Here is a 17,789-nt window from a genome sequence, read left to right as displayed (position 1 = left end):
GATGGACTGGAAACTGGAACTTGTGTTTGTCCCTGTGTCGGACGTGGACCGCGCCAAGGATTTCTACGTCAACAAGGTGGGATTCAACGCGGACTTCGATGAACGTCCCTCTGACTCCATCCGCTTTGTGCAGTTGACGCCCCGCGGCTCAGCCTGCTCGATCTGCATCGGGGAAGGGCTCACGGACGCGCCTCCCGGCACCGGTTCGAATCTCCAGCTGGTGGTCAGCGACATCCACGCCGCGCACCAGTACCTGAAAAACAACGGGGTGGACGTCAGCGACGTGGACGTGCAGGCCTGGGGCCACTTCGTGTACTTTGCTGATCCCGACGGGAACAGATGGGCGGTCCAGTACATCCCGGGCCGCGAAAGCTGACCCGCAGCGGGCCAGCACGGCTCAGGGGCGGCCTCCGGGATCCACGGCCTAAGCTGGGACCCCCGGAGCCTGGGGCAGAATGTAAACCATGAATGCTTCCACCCCTGCAGCAATCCGGACACTGACTTGCGGGGCCGTCCTCTTTGACATGGACGGCACCCTGGTCGATTCCACTGCAGTGGTGGAGCAGGTGTGGGGTGAGTTCGCGGCGCGCTACGGACTGGACCTCGGGGAAATTCTGCGGACCTCGCACGGCGTCCAGGCTCTCGATACAGTCACCCGGTTTGCGCCGGCCGGTGCCGACGTGACGGCCCTGACGGCGGAACTCGGGGCGATGGAGCGCGTCCGGACTCGAGGCATCGTGCCCTTGCCCGGCGCCGCGAGCCTGCTCGCAGCCCTGCCGCCGGACGCCGTCGCCCTGGTCACGTCCGCTGACCGCATCCTGGCCGACATCCGCATGAACGCCGCCGGCCTGCCGATGCCTGCCATCGCAGTGACAGCTGAACTGGTGACGCGCGGCAAGCCGGATCCCGAGGGATACCTGAAGGCGGCGGCCAACCTTGGCGTGGATCCTGCGGACGCAGTGGTGTTCGAAGACGCTCCGGCGGGAATCGCTGCAGGGGTGGCCGCTGGCATCCGGACGGTGGCCGTGGGGCCGAACACCGGCCCGCTGCCCGCCGGCGTACTGCACATCCAGGACTACAGCGCAGTCGTCGTCGAAACCGGCAAGGACGACGACAGCAGGACGGTTATTTCTTTCCGGCTTTGAGGTCCGCCACTACCTTGGCAATGCGGCGCGACCGGGTTTCGGGCGTCTTGGCATCGCCCAGCGGCTCAACGTACCGGCGCTGGGCGCTGAAGCTCAGCGTCGCGTAGAACTTTTGGGCTGCCGGTTCGGCGGCCATCGCTGTCGCGAGGTCCTCGGGAACTTCCACAATCCGGGGTTGGGTGTCCAGTTCCACGTCCACGTCCACGGTGTCGCCAGCGGCTGCCCCGACGAAGTCCCGGTTGGCTGCGCTCAGCGAGATGAGGTTCTGCCCGCCCATCACCGCAATGCTGCTGCGATAGCTCTTGCCGTTGATGGTCACCACCACAGGCGGCCGCTTGCCCGCATCCAAGGCTGCAAGAACCTCTTCGGGAACTTCGATGCCGGTCTTGTTTCCGCTGCCCTGGATAGTGGTGGTGAACCTCATGGATGACAGTATGCCGGGCAGCCCGCCGCTCCAAAAGGTTTTGTGTGCTTAGTACCAGTTGTTGGACAGGTGGAAGTTCAGGGCGCCACAAGGTGACTGGTAGCGCTCCTGGATGTAATTCAGGCCCCAGTTGATCTGCGTGCGGTAGTTGGTGAGATAGTCCGGGCCGGCGCTCGCCATCTTTTCAGCAGGCAGGGACTGGACGATGCCGTAGGCGCCGCTGCTTGAGTTGGTGGCCGTGGTGGTCCAGTCGGACTCCTTGGTCCACAGGGTCTGCAGGCACTGCATCTGGTCCGGAGCCCAGCCGTAGCTGGCAAGCTGGCCAGCGGCGTAAGCCTGGGCGCCGGCGGGGTCGTTGACCGCGACGACGAGTGCCGGCTCAGGAGCGGCGGCAGGCGCCGGGGCGGGCTCGGGAGCCGGGGCCGGTGCTGCTTCGGGGACGGGGACTGGTGCCGGTTCAGGCGCTGCCGCCGGTGCCGGCTCTGCCGCCTGCGGGGCCACTGCAATCTCCTCGGCCGCCGGGGCAGGCGCCGGGTTGGCCCGGATTTCGCTCTTCTCAATGCTGAGGTTGGACTGCGCTTCAGCGGCCTTGGTTTCAGTGGCGGCAACCCGGATGCTGGATTCGGTAGCCTGTCCGGCCGCTCCCACTCCTACGAGGAGTGCAGCGGATGCGGCAAGTACAGCCGCGCGCTTGCCGATGAAGGGGAGTTTGCCGGCTTCGCGTCCGGCGTGGGGTGCAGGCCCGGATTTCGGGCGCGGTTTAACCAGGAATTTGGACATGATGAATCGCCTCTCACACCTGCGGAGTTAGCTGTCGGGTTCGGATGAGGGCATCCGGCCACACGGAAAGAATCACGTGTTGGCTTAACCCCAAGGGCAATAGTGCCCGGGACGGTGGGTCCCCCGCCTCTGCCTTGGTTCAAGAGAAATCCGGGAAGTGGCAGAGCTTGGCGTCATCCGGATATACGGCCCGAACGGGAACCGTACCTAAACGACGGTACAGGAATTCGGAGCACAAGTCACATTTTGGTAACAGAGATCACGACGGCGGCGCGTCGCCTTGCTACGAGACCTGCGGAAGTGGGAGCTGCAGGGCGAACTGTGTGCGTCCCGGCTGTGACGTCACCGTTACCCTTCCGCCGTGCGCCTCAACAATGGATTCCACGATGGAGAGGCCCAGACCGCTGGTACCTTCGGCAACGGAGGCTCCAGCCTGGTCTCCCGCTCCCTTTCGTGCCGCGTCTGCGCGGGCGAAGCGTGAGAAGACATGGTCCACGAACTCGGCAGGGATGCCGCCGCCGTCGTCCGTTACGGTTACTACCGCCGCCCCTTCAGGTGACTTTCCAACCCCTGTGACCACTGTGGTCCCCGGGGGAGTGTGCTTGCGTGCGTTCGAGAGCAGGTTCATCAGGACCTGGCGCAGCTGGGAGGCGTCGCCGTTGACCACGACGGGCTCGTCCGGAAGCTCCAGCCGCCAGTTATGGCCCGGCGCCATCACCTTTTCGTCGCTGACTCCCTCAATCACCAGTTGCGTAAGGTCCACCTCGGTGAGCTTGAGCGGCTGGCCCTCATCGAGCCGGGCCAGCAGCAGCAGGTCTTCCACCAGGGCGGTCATCCGCTCAGACTGGCTCTGCACGCGGGCCAACGATTTTTCGCCGTCGGGAGTGAAATTCTCCGTCATCCGCATCAGCTCCGTGTAGCCCCGGATGGCGGTCAGGGGAGTGCGCAGCTCGTGCGAGGCGTCGGCCACAAACTGTCGCACCTTGGTTTCGCTCCTCTGCCGCGCCTGCAGCGCGTTGGCCACGTTGTCCAGCATGAGGTTGAGCGCGTGGCCTACGCTGCCCACTTCCGTTCCCGGATTTGAGTTCGACGGCGGCACCCGCACCGCAAGTGCCACTTCACCGGCGTCCAACGGCAGCTGTGAAACGCGGGTTGCCACCTCTGACAGCTGCTCCAGGGGCTTCATGGTGCGGCGAATCAGCACCGTTCCCACCAGCCCGATGAGCAGCAGGCCGCCCAAGGAGACGAACACAAAAGTCCACACCAGGGACGTAAGCGTGCTCTCCTTGGTGGCGAGGGGGAGTCCGGTCACCAGCACATCCCCGTAATTCGTTTTCACGGCTATCAACCGGTAATCACCGTTGGAGAGGGTGCGGTCCACCGGCTGCGCGTCCGTGGCAAGGTCCAGCAGCGCCTGCTTGTCCTCGGCGGACAGCGGCGAGCGGGTGGTGTCCGAGGCGAGGAAGCCGGCGCTGTTGACCTGCCCGTTGAGCACGCGGGCGTTCAGGGTTCCCACGCTCTGGCCACGGGCGTCCAGCGGGTCCCTTCCATTGAAGCCGCCCATGGGCGGGCGGCCCGGATCGTTCGACCTGTCCGCGGCCTGGCTGAGCTGTTCGTCGAGCTGCCGGGTGAGGAAGGCGTCCATTGAGGCATAGCTGACCACGCCCACTGCACCGCAGATGGCGATCAGCAGAGTCATGGCAAGGAGGATGAGGCGGGTGCGCAAATGCCAGGTATTGGGCTTGAGCCAGCTCCGGCGGTGCGGCGCAGCCTGTTGCAAGGCCATGGTGCGCCTACTCGGCAGGCTTGATGACGTACCCGGCCCCGCGCACGGTGTGGATCATGGGCGGGTGCACGGCATCCACCTTCTTGCGCAGGTAGGAGATGTACAACTCCACGATGTTGGCCTGGCCGCCGAAGTCGTAGTCCCAGACGCGGTCCAGGATCTGCGCCTTGCTGATTACCCGCTTGGGGTTCTCCATGAGGTAGCGGAGCAATTCGAACTGGGTAGCCGTGAGCTGGAGTTCCTCGCCCGCCCGGGTCACCTCGCGGGTATCGACGTTCAGGACCAGGTCACCCACCACCAGCTCAGCCGTATCCATGGCGGCCACCCCGGAACGCTGCACCAGGCGGTGCAACCGCAGGAGGACTTCCTCCATGCTGAACGGCTTGGTGACGTAATCGTCGCCGCCGGCCGCCAGGCCCACGATCCGGTCCTGCACAGCGTCCTTGGCTGTCAGGAACAACGCCGGGACCTCGGGCGCGAAGGCGCGGATCCTTCCCAGCAGCTCAACGCCGTCGAACCCGGGCAGCATGACGTCGAGAACCAGGACGTCCGGGCGGAAGTCCTTGGCGAGCTTCACAGCCTCCGGCCCGTCGGCCGCTACGGCGACAGACCAGCCGGCCATCCGCAGGCCCATGCTCATGAGTTCTGAGAGGCTTGGCTCGTCGTCCACCACCAGGGCGCGGATGGGGGATCCGTCCGGGTGGGTGAGCTGGGGAAGGTTGTTTGTCATGGAGTGCGGTGTGGCCATGGAACAACTCTCCGATCACTCGTTTAGCCCGGGCTTTGGGATTCCTGTGTCCCGGCTGTGAATCCCAGCCTAGCCAGCTGGATGCGAAAAGCGGATGTGGCGCAAGGCAGCGGGTGCGGCGGAGGGAAAGCCTAGCGCCCTTCCTGCCCCCGCCGCTGCTCATCGGGTGCAAAACCGGGGCTGAATTCTCGCTGTGACGTCGGCGTGCCGCTGGACAGCGACGCACTCCGGGAAGGGGATTTTGGTATTCCACACGTATTTGAAGAAAAAGACGCAAAGCAAGCCCCTGGCCGAATTAAGTTCCCTTTGCGGGCTTTCTGGGCCCCAGAAGCAGGATAATGAACGCCGTTCTGGCCGCACTCAAGAATCGTGATCTACAACACAAAAGCTGATTTTGTCTCATTATGCGGACTAAATGGTCCATTGTTACTTGCAAGTTAGCATTGTTACGCTGCACACTTCCATTGTGAACAAGAACTCAACAGCACCTGCAGCCGCAGACTATTGGCCCAGCACATCCGCTGCTGCCGACATGCGCTGTTGTCGAATGTACGCCTGATCTTCCCACCCCTCGAAGTTCTCCAGGCATTCGCCCCCAGCCCAGCGTCGGGCGTCCCTCCCCAGTTTTCCATTGCGGGGAACCCAGCATTCGAGCCGCGATGACGGCCATTCACATTGAGGTAACCAAACATGACAGTTGCATCCGGATACGTCCACATTTCGGTCCGTAACGCCGCCAAGGCTGGACAGCCTTCCGGCCTCCGCCCCGGCTTCGCGCCGCGCCCGTCGCTTGCGCCCTCCGCTCCCGGAAGCAGCTTCCCCGCCTCTGGATACGCACCCCAGGGCTACAACCCCAACTCTTACGGCCAGCTCCGTGCCGTCACTCCGGCTGAATCCGCGCCCGTGACTGCTCCCACGCCCGTCGTGGCCGGGCCCAGCACTGTCCGCCCGGTGGCCAACGACAACGTGGCGCGCGGCTTTGTCCTCTACATGGGCATCGATGAGGAAACTGCGGCTGCCGCAGGGACCTCCATCGCCAAGCTCGCCCAGGAGATCCGCGCCTACGCCCAGTCCCTGGTGACGGGCGCCGAGAGCTACGCCGCTGTGGCAGTGGCTCCCGCCGGCACGCCCGGCTCAGCGCTCGACGTCGTCCGGTCCACCTTCGGGGACCCCACCGTCAACACCCGGCAGCGCACTGAGACCCCCCGGCCGCAGCAGCCGCAGGAACCGCGCCCCTCCGGCGTCCTGATCGACCTTGCACGCCGCGAAGTGCACCTCGACGGCGAATCCCTGAACCTGACCTTCAAAGAGTTCGAACTGCTGAACTACCTCGTGGAAAACGGCACCCGCACTGTGGGCCGCGACGAACTGCTCGAAGGCCTGTGGCGCAACGCCGAAGAAGTGCCCAACGAGCGCACCATCGACGTTCACATCCGCCGCCTCCGCTCCAAGCTTGGCCGCCTCGCCAACACCGTGCGCACCGTCCGCGGCCAGGGCTACCGCTTCTACGAGCACCCCGAAGTCGTTGTCTGGGCCGCTCCGGAATACTCGATCTAGGACTCCTCGAAGGCGCCTATCCCACTCGGGGCGGGCGCTTTCGCTTTCGCGGGCCATCCTTCGGCGCCTGCGCTCGTACCTCCCCACCGCCGCCCTCGCCTCGCAAGCTCGGCCAGGGAACCCTGGCGGCGTGGGCCCAGCGATAACGGCGCTTTCGGGATGTGCCGCCTTTGGCGTTTACCCAGCCTCTCCGAGCATTTGCCTCCGCGGCTGGTTGAAGGCCGGGGCTGCGTCACTCGGAGCTTGCTTTTGGAGTCTTGGACTTTGCTGACTCCTGGATTTAGGCGGTTCTTGCTCACCTTCGGTGCCAAAAGCGTGCTCTGCGTGACGTTGTTTGCCGGCGCAGAGTCGGTTTGGCGGGTTATAGGCTTGGGCCATGAGTGAGCACCATCTTCGACGCCTTGTGATCATGCGCCATGCAAAGGCCGATTGGCCGGGCGGGGTGGCTGACCATGATCGTCCGCTGGAAGAACGCGGCCACCGTGAGGCACCGTTGGCCGGGCGGTGGCTCCTCAAACACAAGATCGTGCCCGACTTCATCCTGTGCTCCAGCGCCCTTCGCACCCGGCAGACCTGCACCTGGGTGTGCTCGGAACTGGGGGATAAAGCGCCCACGCCCAAGCTGGAAGACGGCCTTTACGCAGCCTCCGCGCTCCGCATGCTCGCCGTGGTCAACCACGTCCCGGACACGGTCACAACACTCATGCTGATTGCGCACCTGCCCGGCGTGCAGGATCTTGCCATGCACCTGGCCTCACGCGACTCCGACCATGACGCCTACATGGAAGCCGCAACGAGATACCCTACGAGCGCCCTCACCGTCCTCGAAACCGAGAAATCGTGGGCGGAACTGGACGGACAGGATGCGCGGATCACAAAATTCAAGGTCCCGCGGGCGCACTAAGGCCGGTTACTTCTTCGGCGCCGGACCCTACTTCTTCGGGGCCGGACGCCGCGGAGGCTGCCGGGCATTCTGCCCTGCCGCGCTCTGCCGCAAGGAACTCTGGCCTGCCGCGCTCTGCCGCGGGGGAGTCTGCCGGGCGGCACTTTGTGTTTGGGGCACCTGCCGGGCGGACGATGTCGGCTGCCGCACCTGCGCGCGTCCGGCCGAGGAGGTGCGCTGCTGCGAAGTTCCCGCCCCGCCCTGGCGCCGCGCGGGCGCCTCTCCACGCGCACCGTTTCCGCTCCGGGAGGAGGCCCGCGCAAGAGCAGCCCGCCCAGGAGCAGCACGTCCAGGAGCAACCCGCGCGATCGGGCGCTGGCGGCCCGGCCAGGCGGCGCCGAGGAAGAGCGAGGTGAGCGCAGCCAGCAGCGAGAGTGCGGCCAGGAAGAAGTAGTTATCGGGGTCGTCGGTGGGCAGCGGCGTGCCGAAGAGCGACGACTGGTCGGTGAACGCCAGCTCCCAGGTACTCAGGAACGCCAGCGATCCCGCAAGGGCGAGGCTTGTGGAAATGCCGGCGATCGCCAGCATCACATACCGCCGCCGCCGCAGGACCTCCACGATGCAGGCAACATAGGCCAGCGCCAGCACACCCAGGAACGCCACGAATACAGGCTCTGCGAGCGTCATGCCCGTGAGGATCAGGAGCCCCGCAGCCACCATGCCGGTGATGACGGCAAACTTTCCGCTGTTCCCCATATGACGCATGTGCACAATCATCCCCGAGGAGGGGCATCCTTCAGGACGTAGCCGCGCATGATCGCCATGATTGCTGCAACACTTTGGTCACGGGTCCGCTCGGGGTTGTACGTCTGCCGGTCCAGCCCCACCACAAAGCAGGCGCCAAAGATCGCTGTCTCCAGGCTGCCGCGCGCGACGGACTGGTCCACCGGGTAAGCCCTGGCAACCTTTTCAACAGCATCCCCGATGACTTCCAGGAGCTCTGCGCGCAGGAGGGTGAACGTTCCCTGCCATTCGCTGGGCGTCCGCCAGTTCTCGCTCATCCACAGCCGGGCGAAGGAAGGGTATTCCGCCATGAAGTCCATGGCCTGCCCAATCATGCCTTCCATGGCCAGCAAGGGATCAGCGGCAGGGGCTGCAGTGCCGGCCTCATCCGGTGCATCCAGCAGCCGCCCTTTGAGGATATCGACGCCGTGCCGCAGCAGCTGCGCAATCAGGTCCGATTTGCTGCCGAAGTTGTAGTAGACAGTCCCCTTGGATACGCCTGCAGCTGCCGCAATCTCATCAACGGTCACACCGGCCGCGCCCCGCTCACCAATCAGCTCCATGGAAGCGTCGAACAGCTTCTGCCGGGTGGCTGTGGTCCGGGCAGGGCGCAGTTTTTTAGCCTGCTCCGGATCCGCGGGGTCCGGCTGGGTGGAAGTCATACTGCGATCTCCGGCTGCAGCGTCTTCAGCGTCCAGAACTTCCCCTTGCGGACCGCGAGCGTGGACATCGCCAGCCCCAGGGCCGTGTAACCCAGGAGACCGACCACTGTGGGGACGATCATGGACAGGTCCGCGCCATAGATCAGATGCCGCATCCCGGTGACCACGTAGCCCATCGGCAGGATCTCGTGGACTACATGCAAGGGCTGCGGCGTGGTCTGCCAGGGGAACGTGCCGCCGGAGGAAACCAGTTGCAAGACCAGCAGGATCAGCACCACCAGCTTGCCGGGGGAGCCCAGCAGCGCCACGATTCCCTGGATGATGGCGCTGAAGGCCATGGCCGCGGCCAGCATAAAGAGCCACATCAGGACCGGATGGGCGGCATCCAGGCCCAACGCGAGGTTAACCACCAGGGTGAGGAGGGTCGCCTGTGCCACGGAGACCGCGAAGAAGGGCAACCAGCCTCCGGCGGCGATCTTCCAGGACCGGGCATTGGAGGACAGAGCCCGCTGCGTAAGGGGCCGCATGGCCTGGACCAGCATAAAGACGCCGATCCAGAGCGCGAGGGTGAGGAAGAACGGTGCCAGTCCGGCGCCGTAGGAGCCGGCTTTTGCCTGCGAAACGTTGCTGACCGCCACCGGATCGGCCATCACCCGGGACAGGTTGCTCTTCTGGGCGTCGTCCGGGTTCGGAACCTGCCCCGCGCCCTTGCCGATCTCGTCCGCCAGCGTCCGTGAACCTTCGGCAGCCGTGCCCGCACCCTGTTCGAGCTGGGCCGTGCCGTCGTCCACCTGGTGTGCCCCCTGGGCCAGGGCGGCGGCGCCGTCCACGGCTGCCTGCTCGCCGGTGGCCAGCGTTGCCGCACCCGTATGAAGCTGGTCAGCGCCCCCGGAAGCCTGCACAATGGCTTCCTTCAGTGCAGGGGTGCTGGCGGCAAGCTGGGCCGCGCCCACGCTGACGGCCTCGGAGCCGTCCGCCAGTTGCTGGATCTGGGCAGAGTCGGTCTGGATCTTCGTTTTGGCGGCTGCTAAGGGGCTTGAGGCAGCCACTGCGTCGAAGTCAGCCAGGATGCTGTCCGCCTGGGCCTGGGTGAGGACGCCGCTGGCGATGAGCCTGGCGTTTGACTCCACCACGCGCGTGCGGAGGCCCTGGTCGGCTGCCTCCAGTTGGGCGGCCACGTCCTGGACTTTGGTGTTCAGCTGGGCGTTGCCGGCAGCCACCTGCGCGGCGCCTGCTGCCAGGGTCTGCGAATCGCTGGGCAGGGTGGCAGTCTTGTCCTTCAGGACGGACAGCCCGCTGCTCAGCTGGCCCGCGCCGCCGGTCAGCTGGTTGGCGCCGTCCCGCAGCTTCAGTTGCCCGGCGTAGAGCTCGTCGGCGCCGCCGGCCACGCTGGTGGTTCCGACATGCAGGGTGGCTGTCCCGTCCCGAAGCGCGGCCACTCCCTCGGCAACCTTGCCGGCGCCGTCGGCTGCCTTGACCATCTGCGTGTGGACGGTGCCAAAGCCGGTGAGCAGCTGGTTGGCGGTCTCTTCGCCCACGTCTGCGGCGACGGTGCTGTGTACGGCGGTGGTCAGCTTGTCCACAATGGTGCTCAGGAGGTAGTTGTTCGCGTCGTTGGTGGTCACGTTGAGCATCGCCTGGCTGGCGGAGTCAAAGCTGCCGGGGGAGACAAGGTGGGCGGAAAAGTCCTCCGGGATCTTCAATGCGAAGGCGTACTTGCCGCTGCTGACCCCCTCGTCGGCCTCCTGCCCGCTGGCCACCGGGATCCAGTGAAAGACGTTGCCCTCCACCAGGCTGTCGGCAACCTTCGAGCCGGCCTGGAGTCCGGTGCCGTCGCTGGCGGTGGCCCCGGCGTCATCAACCACCAGGGCTGCGTCGATCTGGTCCAGGTTGCCGTAGGGATCCCAGTTGGCGTAGAGGTACACCGCGCCGTACAGCAGGGGGACCATGGCGAGTGCGATGATGGTCAGCTTCGGCAGCAGCCCGCCGGTCATCCGCTTGAGTTCTGAGCGGGCCAGCCGCAGTACAGTCACTTGGCATCCTCGGTCTCGACTTCAAATTCCTGGGCATCCACGGGGCTCTCCGGCACGGCGCGGGCTTCGGTGGCGGCTTCCGCATTGCCAATGTTGGCGAAGGAGCCTGACCACGACGGCGGCAGGGAACCCACGGTGGCCACGACGGCGAGCGGCCTCCCGGCGTCGGACGCAAGCTGCTCCAGAAGGGGCAGCCAATTGGCGGCGTCGGCGCTGTGCCGGTCGGGGGAGTCCACCACCAGCAGGTCCGTGTGCGGGTTGGCCAGCGCCAGGGCCGTCAGGAGCTCCAGCCTGCGCAAGGGGTCCAGCTGCTCGATCCACTGGTCCGCGATGTCCTCGAAGCTGTTCACCTTGAGCCACGGGTTGCTGAGCAGGGCTCCACGGTAACGGCGGGGAATCAGGGCCAGGTCCTCCGTTACCAGATCCCGGACGCTGAGGTGCCGCTCGGGCTCATTGACGCCGGGAGCATCCACGAGGGCACTGGCCATCCGTACCCTCCTGATCCCGCGGTTGCCGTCCCAGCTGACGGATCCGCTGGTGGCCTTCATCCGGCCGCTGAGAACCAGTGCCAGCGCTGTGCGGTGCTCTTGGCGTTCCCCGGCTACCAGCATCAGTTCGCCCCGGCTGAGCTGGAGCGAAGTGACCGGTAGCAGGGGGTCGCGGCGGCCGCGGACATGGAGCTGCTGAGCTAAGAGCAAGAAGGGCCTTTCGCGGAAGATTGCTCCACCCAGTGTATCTAAACTGACCAGTCAGTTCAAATAACCCTACAATCCATACTTCTCGAGGAGGCGGAGCCAGACTTCGCTGATGGTGGGATACGAAGGAACGGCATGCCACAGCCGGTCCAGTGGCACTTCGCCCACCACTGCAATGGTCGCTGCATGCAGCAGTTCTGCCACATCCGGCCCGGCGAAGGTGGCGCCCAGCAGGACTCTGCGGTCCTCATCGATAACCAGCTGAGCCCAGCCCTCGTAATTCTCGGAATGAAGTGAGGACCCCGATACCTGGATAGGCAGTTCCACGGAGGAGGCGTTGTAGCCGTCCTTTTGCGCAGCCTCCAGCGTGCGGCCCACCGCGGCGAGTTCGGGATCTGTGAAGACAACACCCGGCACTGCGTGCTCGTTGGCGGTCTGGGCGAAGCGGCTCCAATCCTGCGCGACGCCGGCCAGTTCCCCCTTGGCGCGGGCGGCGATAGCGTCTCCGGTGGCCCGTGCCTCGTACTTTCCCTGGTGCGTGTACAGGTTCTTGCCGGCAGCATCGCCCACGGCATATAGCCAGGGTTCCTCTCCCCAGGCCCCTTCAACCAGGCCCGAATTATCCGCCGTGAGTTTCAGATGCCCTGCCTCGTCCGGCTCAAAGCCCACCCTCTCCAGCCCGAGTCCTTCCAGGGCGGGATGGCGGCCTGTGGCGACCAGGACTTTGTCCGCTGCCACGCTGGAACCGTCACCAAGCTGCAGGCTGAAGGTGCCGTCGTCGTTCTCGCTGATGCTGTCCGTGACCGTGTGGAGCCGGAGCTCCACGCCGTCCGCGCGCAGGCCTGCCGCGACGAGCCCGGCAGCCTCCGCCGGGAAGCTTCGCAGCAGCCCGCTGCGCGCCACGAGCGTCACGGTGGAACCCAGCCGGGCGAAGGCCTGAGCCAGTTCCGTCCCGGCGACGCCGCCGCCGAGCACCACCAGGCGGTCCGGAACCTTCTTGGCGGAAGTGGCCTCGCGGGTACTCCACACCTGGACGTCCTGAAGTCCCTCAATGGGGGGAGTGTTGGGGGCGGAACCGGTGGCCAGCACCACCGCGTGCCGGGCCTGGAGCTGGTAGGAGTTGCCGTCCAGCCCGGTTACCTCCACTGACTTGGGCGCCGTGAGCCAGGCATGGCCGCGGATGAGTTCGATGCCCGTATCCTCCAGCCACTTCACCTGGCCGTCGTCCTGCCAGTTGGACGTCATGTAGTCCCGGAACTTCAGGACCGCTGCAGCATCGAGGGTACGGGTCACTGCTTCCTTGGCCCCTGGCAACGTCTGCGCCCCATGGAGGGCCGTGCCGGGGCGGAGCAGGGCCTTTGACGGCATGCAGGCCCAGTAGGAGCACTCGCCGCCCACCAGTTCCGCTTCCACCACCACCGCTGTGAGCCCGCCCTGGACCACCCGGTCTGCTACGTTTTCCCCTACGGCGCCTGCGCCGATCACCACAACATCAAATTCACGCAAAACTGCCTCGGGCATCATGGGGAAAGCCTACGCCGGGCGGGCGGCGGGAAACGTGCGGTGAGCAGGGCGGCCGGCAGGCCACGGCAGGGCAAGCTGGCGGCGGGCAAGTCGGGGCTGAACCTAAACCAGGACCGGCGCACCCCGATCCCGTGGTGCAACGCAAAAGGTCCGCACCGGCGAACCGGTGCGGACCTTGTTTGTGCGCCCAAAGGGATTCGAACCCCTGACCTTCTGTTCCGTAGACAGACGCTCTATCCAGCTGAGCTATGGGCGCATCTTGTGTTCCGGGGGAAGAACCGCTCTCCCTGAACCTCGAATTACTTTACGCGAGGGTTGGCGGTGATGCCAAATCGGGAGGCATGTAATCTCCGCAACTAGACCGGTATAGGTGACCTTCGTCACTTATTCACGGATAATTGGAGTGAAATTCCTTGATTTGGCGCGGAAGTGCGTTTCGGCGGCCCTAAAACGTCAGCATACGTCCAAAAAACTCCAGTGGTCCGGACCATAGCATTTAGCACACACCGATGAACCCGAGGAAGGGAACCGAAATGGGCGATCTGGCGCAGAAGCCGCTGCTTGACAACGCACCCACCACACATGCCGGCCTGCTGGCATGGGTCGAAGAGGTTGCTGAGCTTACGCAGCCGGAACGTATCTACTGGGTTGACGGCTCCGAAGAGGAGAACACCCGCCTCACGGACGAACTGGTGGCTGCGGGAACGCTGACCCGGCTCAACCAGGACCTCTTCCCCAACTCCTTTGCCGCGTTCTCCGATCCCGCGGACGTAGCCCGCGTGGAGGAGCAAACCTTCATCTGCTCCGAAAACAAGCACGACGCCGGTTTCACGAACAACTGGATGCCCCCGGCCGAGATGAAGGAGAAGCTGCGCGGGCTGTTCTCCGGTTCCATGCGCGGCCGCACCATGTACGTCATCCCGTTCGTCATGGGCCACCTTGACGCCGAGGACCCCAAGTTCGGCGTCGAGATCACGGACAGCGCCTACGTTGTCGCCTCGATGCGCATCATGGCCCGCATTGGCACCGATGTCCTGAACCGCATCACCGAAACAAACGCCTTCTTCGTTCCCGCCCTGCACTCCCTGGGTGCCCCGCTGGAAGCCGGCCAGGCCGATGTCTCCTGGCCCTGCAACCCGGACAAGTGGATTGTCCACTTCCCCGAAGAGCGGTCCATCTGGTCCTTCGGCTCGGGCTACGGCGGCAACGCCCTGCTGGGCAAGAAGTGCTACGCCCTCCGTATCGCGTCCGTCATGGCGCGCGATGAGGGCTGGCTGGCCGAGCACATGCTCATCCTCAAGCTCACCTCGCCGGAACAGAAGACGTACTACGTCTCCGCCGCCTTCCCGTCCGCCTGCGGCAAGACCAACCTTGCCTTGCTCGATCCCACCATCAAGGGCTGGAAGGTCGAAACCCTTGGCGACGACATCACCTGGATGCGGTTCGGCAAGGAAGGCGAGCTGCGCGCCGTCAACCCGGAAGCAGGCCTCTTCGGCGTCGCTCCCGGCACGGGCTGGGGCACCAACCCCAACGCCATGCGTGCCATCGCCAAGGGCAACAGCATCTTCACCAACGTGGCATTGACCGACGACGGCGGTGTCTGGTGGGAGGGCATGACGGAGGAAACCCCGGGACACCTGACCGACTGGCAGGGCAACTCCTGGACGCCGGATTCGGACAAGCCGGCAGCCCACCCGAACTCCCGCTTCTGCACCCCCATCGACCAGATCGACATGCTGGCCGAGGAGTACCACAGCCCCAACGGCGTTGAACTGTCCGCCATCCTGTTCGGCGGCCGGCGCAAGACCACCATCCCGCTGGTCACCGAGGCCCGCAGCTGGTCCAACGGCATCTTCATGGGCGCCACCCTTTCCTCGGAAACCACTGCCGCCGCAGCGGGTGCCGTGGGTGTGGTCCGCCGTGATCCGATGGCCATGCTGCCGTTCATCGGGTACGACGCCGGCGACTACCTGAACCACTGGGTCAACCTGTCCGCGAAGGCCAACCCGGAGCGGCTGCCCAAGATCTTCCTGGTCAACTGGTTCCGCCGGAACTCCGAGGGCGGCTTCGCGTGGCCCGGATTCGGCGACAACGCCCGCGTCCTGAAGTGGGCCATCGAGCGCCTCGAGGGCAAGGCTGATGCCGTGGAGACCCCTATCGGCTTCGTCCCCACCGGCGACTCCATCGACCTCGAAGGCCTGGACATGACCCCGGCCCAGGTGGAGGAAGCCGTCAAGGTGGACCCCACCGAATGGGCTGCGGAACTCGCCTCCATCGAGGACTGGTTCGCCAACTTCGGCGGCTCGCTGCCAGACGCGCTCCAGTCGGAGCTCGCCACCCTGAAGTCCCGGCTGGGCTAACCCTCTTAGGTACAACGGCGTATTAAGAACAGCCGCGGCCCCGCACCTTTCAATGGAAAGGTGCGGGGCCGCGGTCGTTGTGTCTCCTACTAAATCATCAGGAAGCCAGCCAGATGTCCGGGCCGAATACCTCGTAGTGGATCCGCGTAGCCGGGATGCCGGCGTTGATGGCCTCATTGCGGATGCTCTTCATAAACGGCAACGGGCCGCACAGGTACAGGGACGCATTGGCCGGAAGGTCCACCTCGCGCAGCGACATGAATCCTTCCCGCGCGCCCGCCTCCGGCTGTTCCAGCCAGAGCTGCAGCTCGGCACCGGCCAGGCTTTCGACGTCGTCCGTCATCTGGCTGCGCAGCGCCCAGTTGTCCAGGGTGCTTTCCGCGTGGAGCACCAGCACCTGCCGGTCAGAACCGGCCTCCGCCAGTGCGCGAAGGATCGAGGCCGTGGGAGTGCATCCGATGCCTGCGGAGGCAAGCACCACCGGGCCGTCGCCGTCCTTGAGGGTGATTTCACCGTACGGGTTGGAAATCTCCAGGATGTCGCCCACCTGCACGTCGTTGTGAAGTACAGGCGACACTTCACCGCCGTCGTCCAGTTTGGTGGTGAAGCTGCGGCTGGTCCCGGCCTCCCCGGACAGGGAGTACTGGCGCACCTGGCGCAGGCCCTCGGGCAGGACCACCTTGACGCTGATGTACTGGCCCGGGAGGGCCGGCGTCACCGGGGTCCCGTCCGCCGGCTCAAGGGTGAAGGTCATGGATCCGGCCCCGGCGGCGGTCTTTGCGGCCACGCGCCACGGCATCCACATCTTGTCGTTCGCCTGGCCTGCGTAGAGGGCCTTTTCGAGCTTGATCAAGGCGTCGGCCATGAGCCAGTACACCTCAGTCCACGCTTCGGCGATCTCGGCCGTGATGACCTCCGCCAGGTCTTCGGCGATGGCCGCGAACAGGTGCTCGTACACCACCTGGTACTGCGGCTCCGTGATACCCAGCGAGGCGTGGCGGTGGGCGATGCGCGACAGGACCGTCTCGGGGAGGGTGCCCGGGTTGTTGACGAGGTGCGTGGCGAAGGCCGCGATGCTGCCTGCCAGCGCCTGCTGCTGGTTGCCTGAGCGCTGGTTGGAACGGCTGAAGACACCGTCCAGGAGTTCGGGGTGGGCGGCGAAGAGCCGCTGGTAGAACTTGGGCGTGATGGCGCCGATGCGGGAACCGACGAGCGGCAGCGTGGCCTCGATGACAGCGCGGGATTTGTCCGAGAGCATAGGAACTCCTGAGTAGCGGCCGGGGCCTTCGTCCGGCCTTATTGAATACCTGCATTAGAAATGCGTGTATTCATATCCAATGTTCTACACGTTGTAGAAGTTGCAACCAAATCGCGCGTCGGCGCGGCGACATGCGGGTTCTGTGCAGGGAATTCTGCGGTCAGGAGCCTGTGGGACCAGAGGCTACAGCCCGGGCCGGAGGCCGATCATTTCGAAGACGGGTTCCATTTGCCGGGAGACCGGAAGGTCCGCGATCACCACGCTGTCGAGCTCGCGGTAGAAGGCCTCGCGCGCCCGTGACAGGGCGGAGCGGAGCTTGCATTCATTGATGAGCGGGCAGTTGCCGCCCGGGGCCATGCACTCTGCCGCGTCCGTCCTGGTGTCGAGCTGCCGGAGGATTTGTCCCACGGTGGCAACCCGGCCGGCATGGCTTAGCCGGGAGCCGCCGGTCCGGCCGCGCTCCACCTCAATCAGCCCGAGGTTCCTCAGCTTTGCCATCGCCTTGCTGACGTGGTTGTAAGGGGTTCCCACGGTATCGGCGATGTTTTGTGTGGTGAGCAGCGTGCCGCCGGGAGCGGCGGCCAGCACCATTAGCGCCCTCAGACTCACGTCGGCAAAAGCGTTGATTTTCATGGGCAGTCCGGTCTAGTCCACCCAGATGGTTGGCTCGCTGGCATCAGCCGCAAGCTCGCCGAACTCCCACGCCCGGGTCACCGCGTCCGCTGAGTAGGGCAGCACCGCCGCGAAGACTTGGCCTTCGCGGTGCTCCGTTGCCACATGGATGGCATCCGACTCATCCTCCACAAGGAGGATGTCACAGACCACGGCCGCAGCCCGGAAGTCATTCCGGTTCTGCCGCAGCAGGGCGGTGAGGTCGCTGATCATGCCATCGGCGTCGAAATCGCCGTCCGAGCCTTCTTCCGCATCCGCGGGCGTCACGGCAACCAGGCGGACTTCGCCGTCGTTTTGCACCGTCAGGGCAAAGGGCAGGAAGCCGCCGTTGCGTTGGAGCTGCTCCTGGGCGGCACTGATACCCGTCCCCAGCAGGTTCTCAAGATCGGTGGCAGTGCTTTCCGGGACGGAATCCCGCCAGGACCCCGTCCCGCCGGCAGCTGATCCGGAGTCCAGTCTGTTGTCCTCAGCCATGCGGG

General features: G+C 65.3%; 17 protein-coding genes, 1 tRNA gene and 1 riboswitch. Of the genes, 5 read left to right on the top strand and 13 right to left on the bottom strand.

Translation table 11 applies throughout. The features are described 5' to 3' along the window. The first annotated feature begins 1 nt into the window (after position 1). Positions 2 to 376 carry a glyoxalase superfamily protein gene (locus QF047_RS16975; RefSeq protein WP_306638061.1) on the top strand — a complete coding sequence of 125 codons (375 nt, stop codon included), beginning with the start codon at positions 2 to 4 and terminating at the stop codon, positions 374 to 376. Between the two features lie 88 nt (positions 377 to 464). Beyond that, positions 465 to 1,145: an HAD-IA family hydrolase gene (locus QF047_RS16970; RefSeq protein ID WP_307279466.1), complete on the top strand. Its 681-nt coding sequence runs from the start codon at positions 465 to 467 to the stop codon at positions 1,143 to 1,145. On the opposite strand, the gene QF047_RS16965 is transcribed toward QF047_RS16970, so the two are convergent. The 4 genes from QF047_RS16965 to QF047_RS16950 form a co-directional block, all read right to left on the bottom strand. After that, the gene (locus tag QF047_RS16965; RefSeq protein ID WP_307279464.1) at positions 1,126 to 1,569 is read right to left on the bottom strand and encodes a YdeI/OmpD-associated family protein; all 444 of its coding nucleotides are present in this window, start codon (positions 1,567 to 1,569) and stop codon (positions 1,126 to 1,128) included. The genes QF047_RS16970 and QF047_RS16965 overlap by 20 nt on opposite strands. A 48-nt stretch (positions 1,570 to 1,617) precedes the next feature. Further along, entirely contained in the window at positions 1,618 to 2,349 is a 732-nt protein-coding gene (locus QF047_RS16960; protein ID WP_307279462.1) for a hypothetical protein, read from the bottom strand. Positions 2,350 to 2,354: 5 nt separating this feature from the next. Then, a riboswitch (cyclic di-AMP (ydaO/yuaA leader) is annotated at positions 2,355 to 2,505 on the bottom strand. Between the two features lie 127 nt (positions 2,506 to 2,632). Then, positions 2,633 to 4,135 (bottom strand): HAMP domain-containing sensor histidine kinase, encoded by a 1,503-nt coding sequence (locus tag QF047_RS16955; RefSeq protein ID WP_307279460.1) that lies wholly within the window; start codon positions 4,133 to 4,135, stop codon positions 2,633 to 2,635. Between the two features lie 7 nt (positions 4,136 to 4,142). Next, on the bottom strand, positions 4,143 to 4,883 hold the full coding sequence (locus QF047_RS16950) for a response regulator transcription factor (protein WP_306638069.1): 741 nt from the start codon (positions 4,881 to 4,883) through the stop codon (positions 4,143 to 4,145). 690 nt (positions 4,884 to 5,573) lie between these two features. Here QF047_RS16950 and QF047_RS16945 point away from each other — a divergent pair. Next, positions 5,574 to 6,440 carry a winged helix-turn-helix domain-containing protein gene (locus tag QF047_RS16945; protein ID WP_306638070.1) on the top strand — a complete coding sequence of 289 codons (867 nt, stop codon included), beginning with the start codon at positions 5,574 to 5,576 and terminating at the stop codon, positions 6,438 to 6,440. 376 nt (positions 6,441 to 6,816) lie between these two features. Continuing rightward, a complete protein-coding gene (locus QF047_RS16940) occupies positions 6,817 to 7,344 on the top strand; it encodes a histidine phosphatase family protein (protein WP_307279457.1) in 528 nt (175 codons plus the stop codon). A gap of 27 nt (positions 7,345 to 7,371) precedes the next feature. Here the strand turns inward: QF047_RS16940 and QF047_RS16935 are convergent, their stop codons facing one another. The 6 genes from QF047_RS16935 to QF047_RS16910 form a co-directional block, all read right to left on the bottom strand. Further along, the gene (locus tag QF047_RS16935) at positions 7,372 to 8,079 is read right to left on the bottom strand and encodes a hypothetical protein (RefSeq protein ID WP_307279455.1); all 708 of its coding nucleotides are present in this window, start codon (positions 8,077 to 8,079) and stop codon (positions 7,372 to 7,374) included. A 17-nt stretch (positions 8,080 to 8,096) separates the two neighbouring features. Continuing rightward, positions 8,097 to 8,768, bottom strand: coding sequence for a TetR/AcrR family transcriptional regulator (locus QF047_RS16930; RefSeq protein ID WP_306638074.1), 672 nt, complete (start codon positions 8,766 to 8,768; stop codon positions 8,097 to 8,099). Then, positions 8,765 to 10,801, bottom strand: coding sequence for a YhgE/Pip family protein (locus QF047_RS16925; protein ID WP_307279450.1), 2,037 nt, complete (start codon positions 10,799 to 10,801; stop codon positions 8,765 to 8,767). The genes QF047_RS16930 and QF047_RS16925 overlap by 4 nt, the downstream gene beginning before the upstream one ends. Then, positions 10,798 to 11,499 carry an ABC transporter ATP-binding protein gene (locus QF047_RS16920; protein ID WP_307279447.1) on the bottom strand — a complete coding sequence of 234 codons (702 nt, stop codon included), beginning with the start codon at positions 11,497 to 11,499 and terminating at the stop codon, positions 10,798 to 10,800. The genes QF047_RS16925 and QF047_RS16920 overlap by 4 nt, the downstream gene beginning before the upstream one ends. Positions 11,500 to 11,565: 66 nt before the next feature. Next, positions 11,566 to 13,020: an NAD(P)/FAD-dependent oxidoreductase gene (locus QF047_RS16915; RefSeq protein WP_307279445.1), complete on the bottom strand. Its 1,455-nt coding sequence runs from the start codon at positions 13,018 to 13,020 to the stop codon at positions 11,566 to 11,568. A 182-nt stretch (positions 13,021 to 13,202) separates the two neighbouring features. After that, a tRNA-Arg gene (locus QF047_RS16910) sits at positions 13,203 to 13,276 on the bottom strand. Between the two features lie 277 nt (positions 13,277 to 13,553). Between QF047_RS16910 and QF047_RS16905 the strand changes: the two genes are divergently transcribed. After that, positions 13,554 to 15,380, top strand: a complete 1,827-nt coding sequence (locus QF047_RS16905; RefSeq protein WP_307279444.1) for a phosphoenolpyruvate carboxykinase (GTP) — start codon at positions 13,554 to 13,556, stop codon at positions 15,378 to 15,380. Between the two features lie 97 nt (positions 15,381 to 15,477). On the opposite strand, the gene QF047_RS16900 is transcribed toward QF047_RS16905, so the two are convergent. The 3 genes from QF047_RS16900 to QF047_RS16890 all read right to left on the bottom strand — a co-directional run bounded on the left by QF047_RS16900 (position 15,478) and on the right by QF047_RS16890 (position 17,784). Beyond that, on the bottom strand, positions 15,478 to 16,638 hold the full coding sequence (locus tag QF047_RS16900; RefSeq protein WP_307279441.1) for a globin domain-containing protein: 1,161 nt from the start codon (positions 16,636 to 16,638) through the stop codon (positions 15,478 to 15,480). A 183-nt stretch (positions 16,639 to 16,821) separates the two neighbouring features. Then, a complete protein-coding gene (locus tag QF047_RS16895; RefSeq protein WP_307279439.1) occupies positions 16,822 to 17,271 on the bottom strand; it encodes an Rrf2 family transcriptional regulator in 450 nt (149 codons plus the stop codon). 12 nt (positions 17,272 to 17,283) lie between these two features. Further along, on the bottom strand, positions 17,284 to 17,784 hold the full coding sequence (locus QF047_RS16890) for a hypothetical protein (protein WP_307279437.1): 501 nt from the start codon (positions 17,782 to 17,784) through the stop codon (positions 17,284 to 17,286). Positions 17,785 to 17,789 lie beyond the last annotated feature (5 nt).

The sequence above is a fragment of the Arthrobacter sp. W4I7 genome, assembly GCF_030816215.1.
GTDB lineage: Bacteria > Actinomycetota > Actinomycetes > Actinomycetales > Micrococcaceae > Arthrobacter > Arthrobacter siccitolerans_A.
Note: the sequence above shows the minus strand (reverse complement) of the source record. Positions and strands in the feature narration are given on the sequence as shown.

Coding starts and splice junctions, on each gene's coding strand:
- QF047_RS16975 (WP_306638061.1), top strand. CDS start 2: ATGGACTGGAAACTGGAACTTGTGTTTGTCCCTGTGTCGGACGTGGAC.
- QF047_RS16930 (WP_306638074.1), bottom strand. CDS start 8,768: ATGACTTCCACCCAGCCGGACCCCGCGGATCCGGAGCAGGCTAAAAAA.
- QF047_RS16950 (WP_306638069.1), bottom strand. CDS start 4,883: ATGGCCACACCGCACTCCATGACAAACAACCTTCCCCAGCTCACCCAC.
- QF047_RS16915 (WP_307279445.1), bottom strand. CDS start 13,020: ATGATGCCCGAGGCAGTTTTGCGTGAATTTGATGTTGTGGTGATCGGC.
- QF047_RS16960 (WP_307279462.1), bottom strand. CDS start 2,349: ATGTCCAAATTCCTGGTTAAACCGCGCCCGAAATCCGGGCCTGCACCC.
- QF047_RS16970 (WP_307279466.1), top strand. CDS start 465: ATGAATGCTTCCACCCCTGCAGCAATCCGGACACTGACTTGCGGGGCC.
- QF047_RS16895 (WP_307279439.1), bottom strand. CDS start 17,271: ATGAAAATCAACGCTTTTGCCGACGTGAGTCTGAGGGCGCTAATGGTG.
- QF047_RS16900 (WP_307279441.1), bottom strand. CDS start 16,638: ATGCTCTCGGACAAATCCCGCGCTGTCATCGAGGCCACGCTGCCGCTC.
- QF047_RS16905 (WP_307279444.1), top strand. CDS start 13,554: ATGGGCGATCTGGCGCAGAAGCCGCTGCTTGACAACGCACCCACCACA.
- QF047_RS16965 (WP_307279464.1), bottom strand. CDS start 1,569: ATGAGGTTCACCACCACTATCCAGGGCAGCGGAAACAAGACCGGCATC.
- QF047_RS16935 (WP_307279455.1), bottom strand. CDS start 8,079: ATGGGGAACAGCGGAAAGTTTGCCGTCATCACCGGCATGGTGGCTGCG.
- QF047_RS16955 (WP_307279460.1), bottom strand. CDS start 4,135: ATGGCCTTGCAACAGGCTGCGCCGCACCGCCGGAGCTGGCTCAAGCCC.
- QF047_RS16890 (WP_307279437.1), bottom strand. CDS start 17,784: ATGGCTGAGGACAACAGACTGGACTCCGGATCAGCTGCCGGCGGGACG.
- QF047_RS16940 (WP_307279457.1), top strand. CDS start 6,817: ATGAGTGAGCACCATCTTCGACGCCTTGTGATCATGCGCCATGCAAAG.
- QF047_RS16945 (WP_306638070.1), top strand. CDS start 5,574: ATGACAGTTGCATCCGGATACGTCCACATTTCGGTCCGTAACGCCGCC.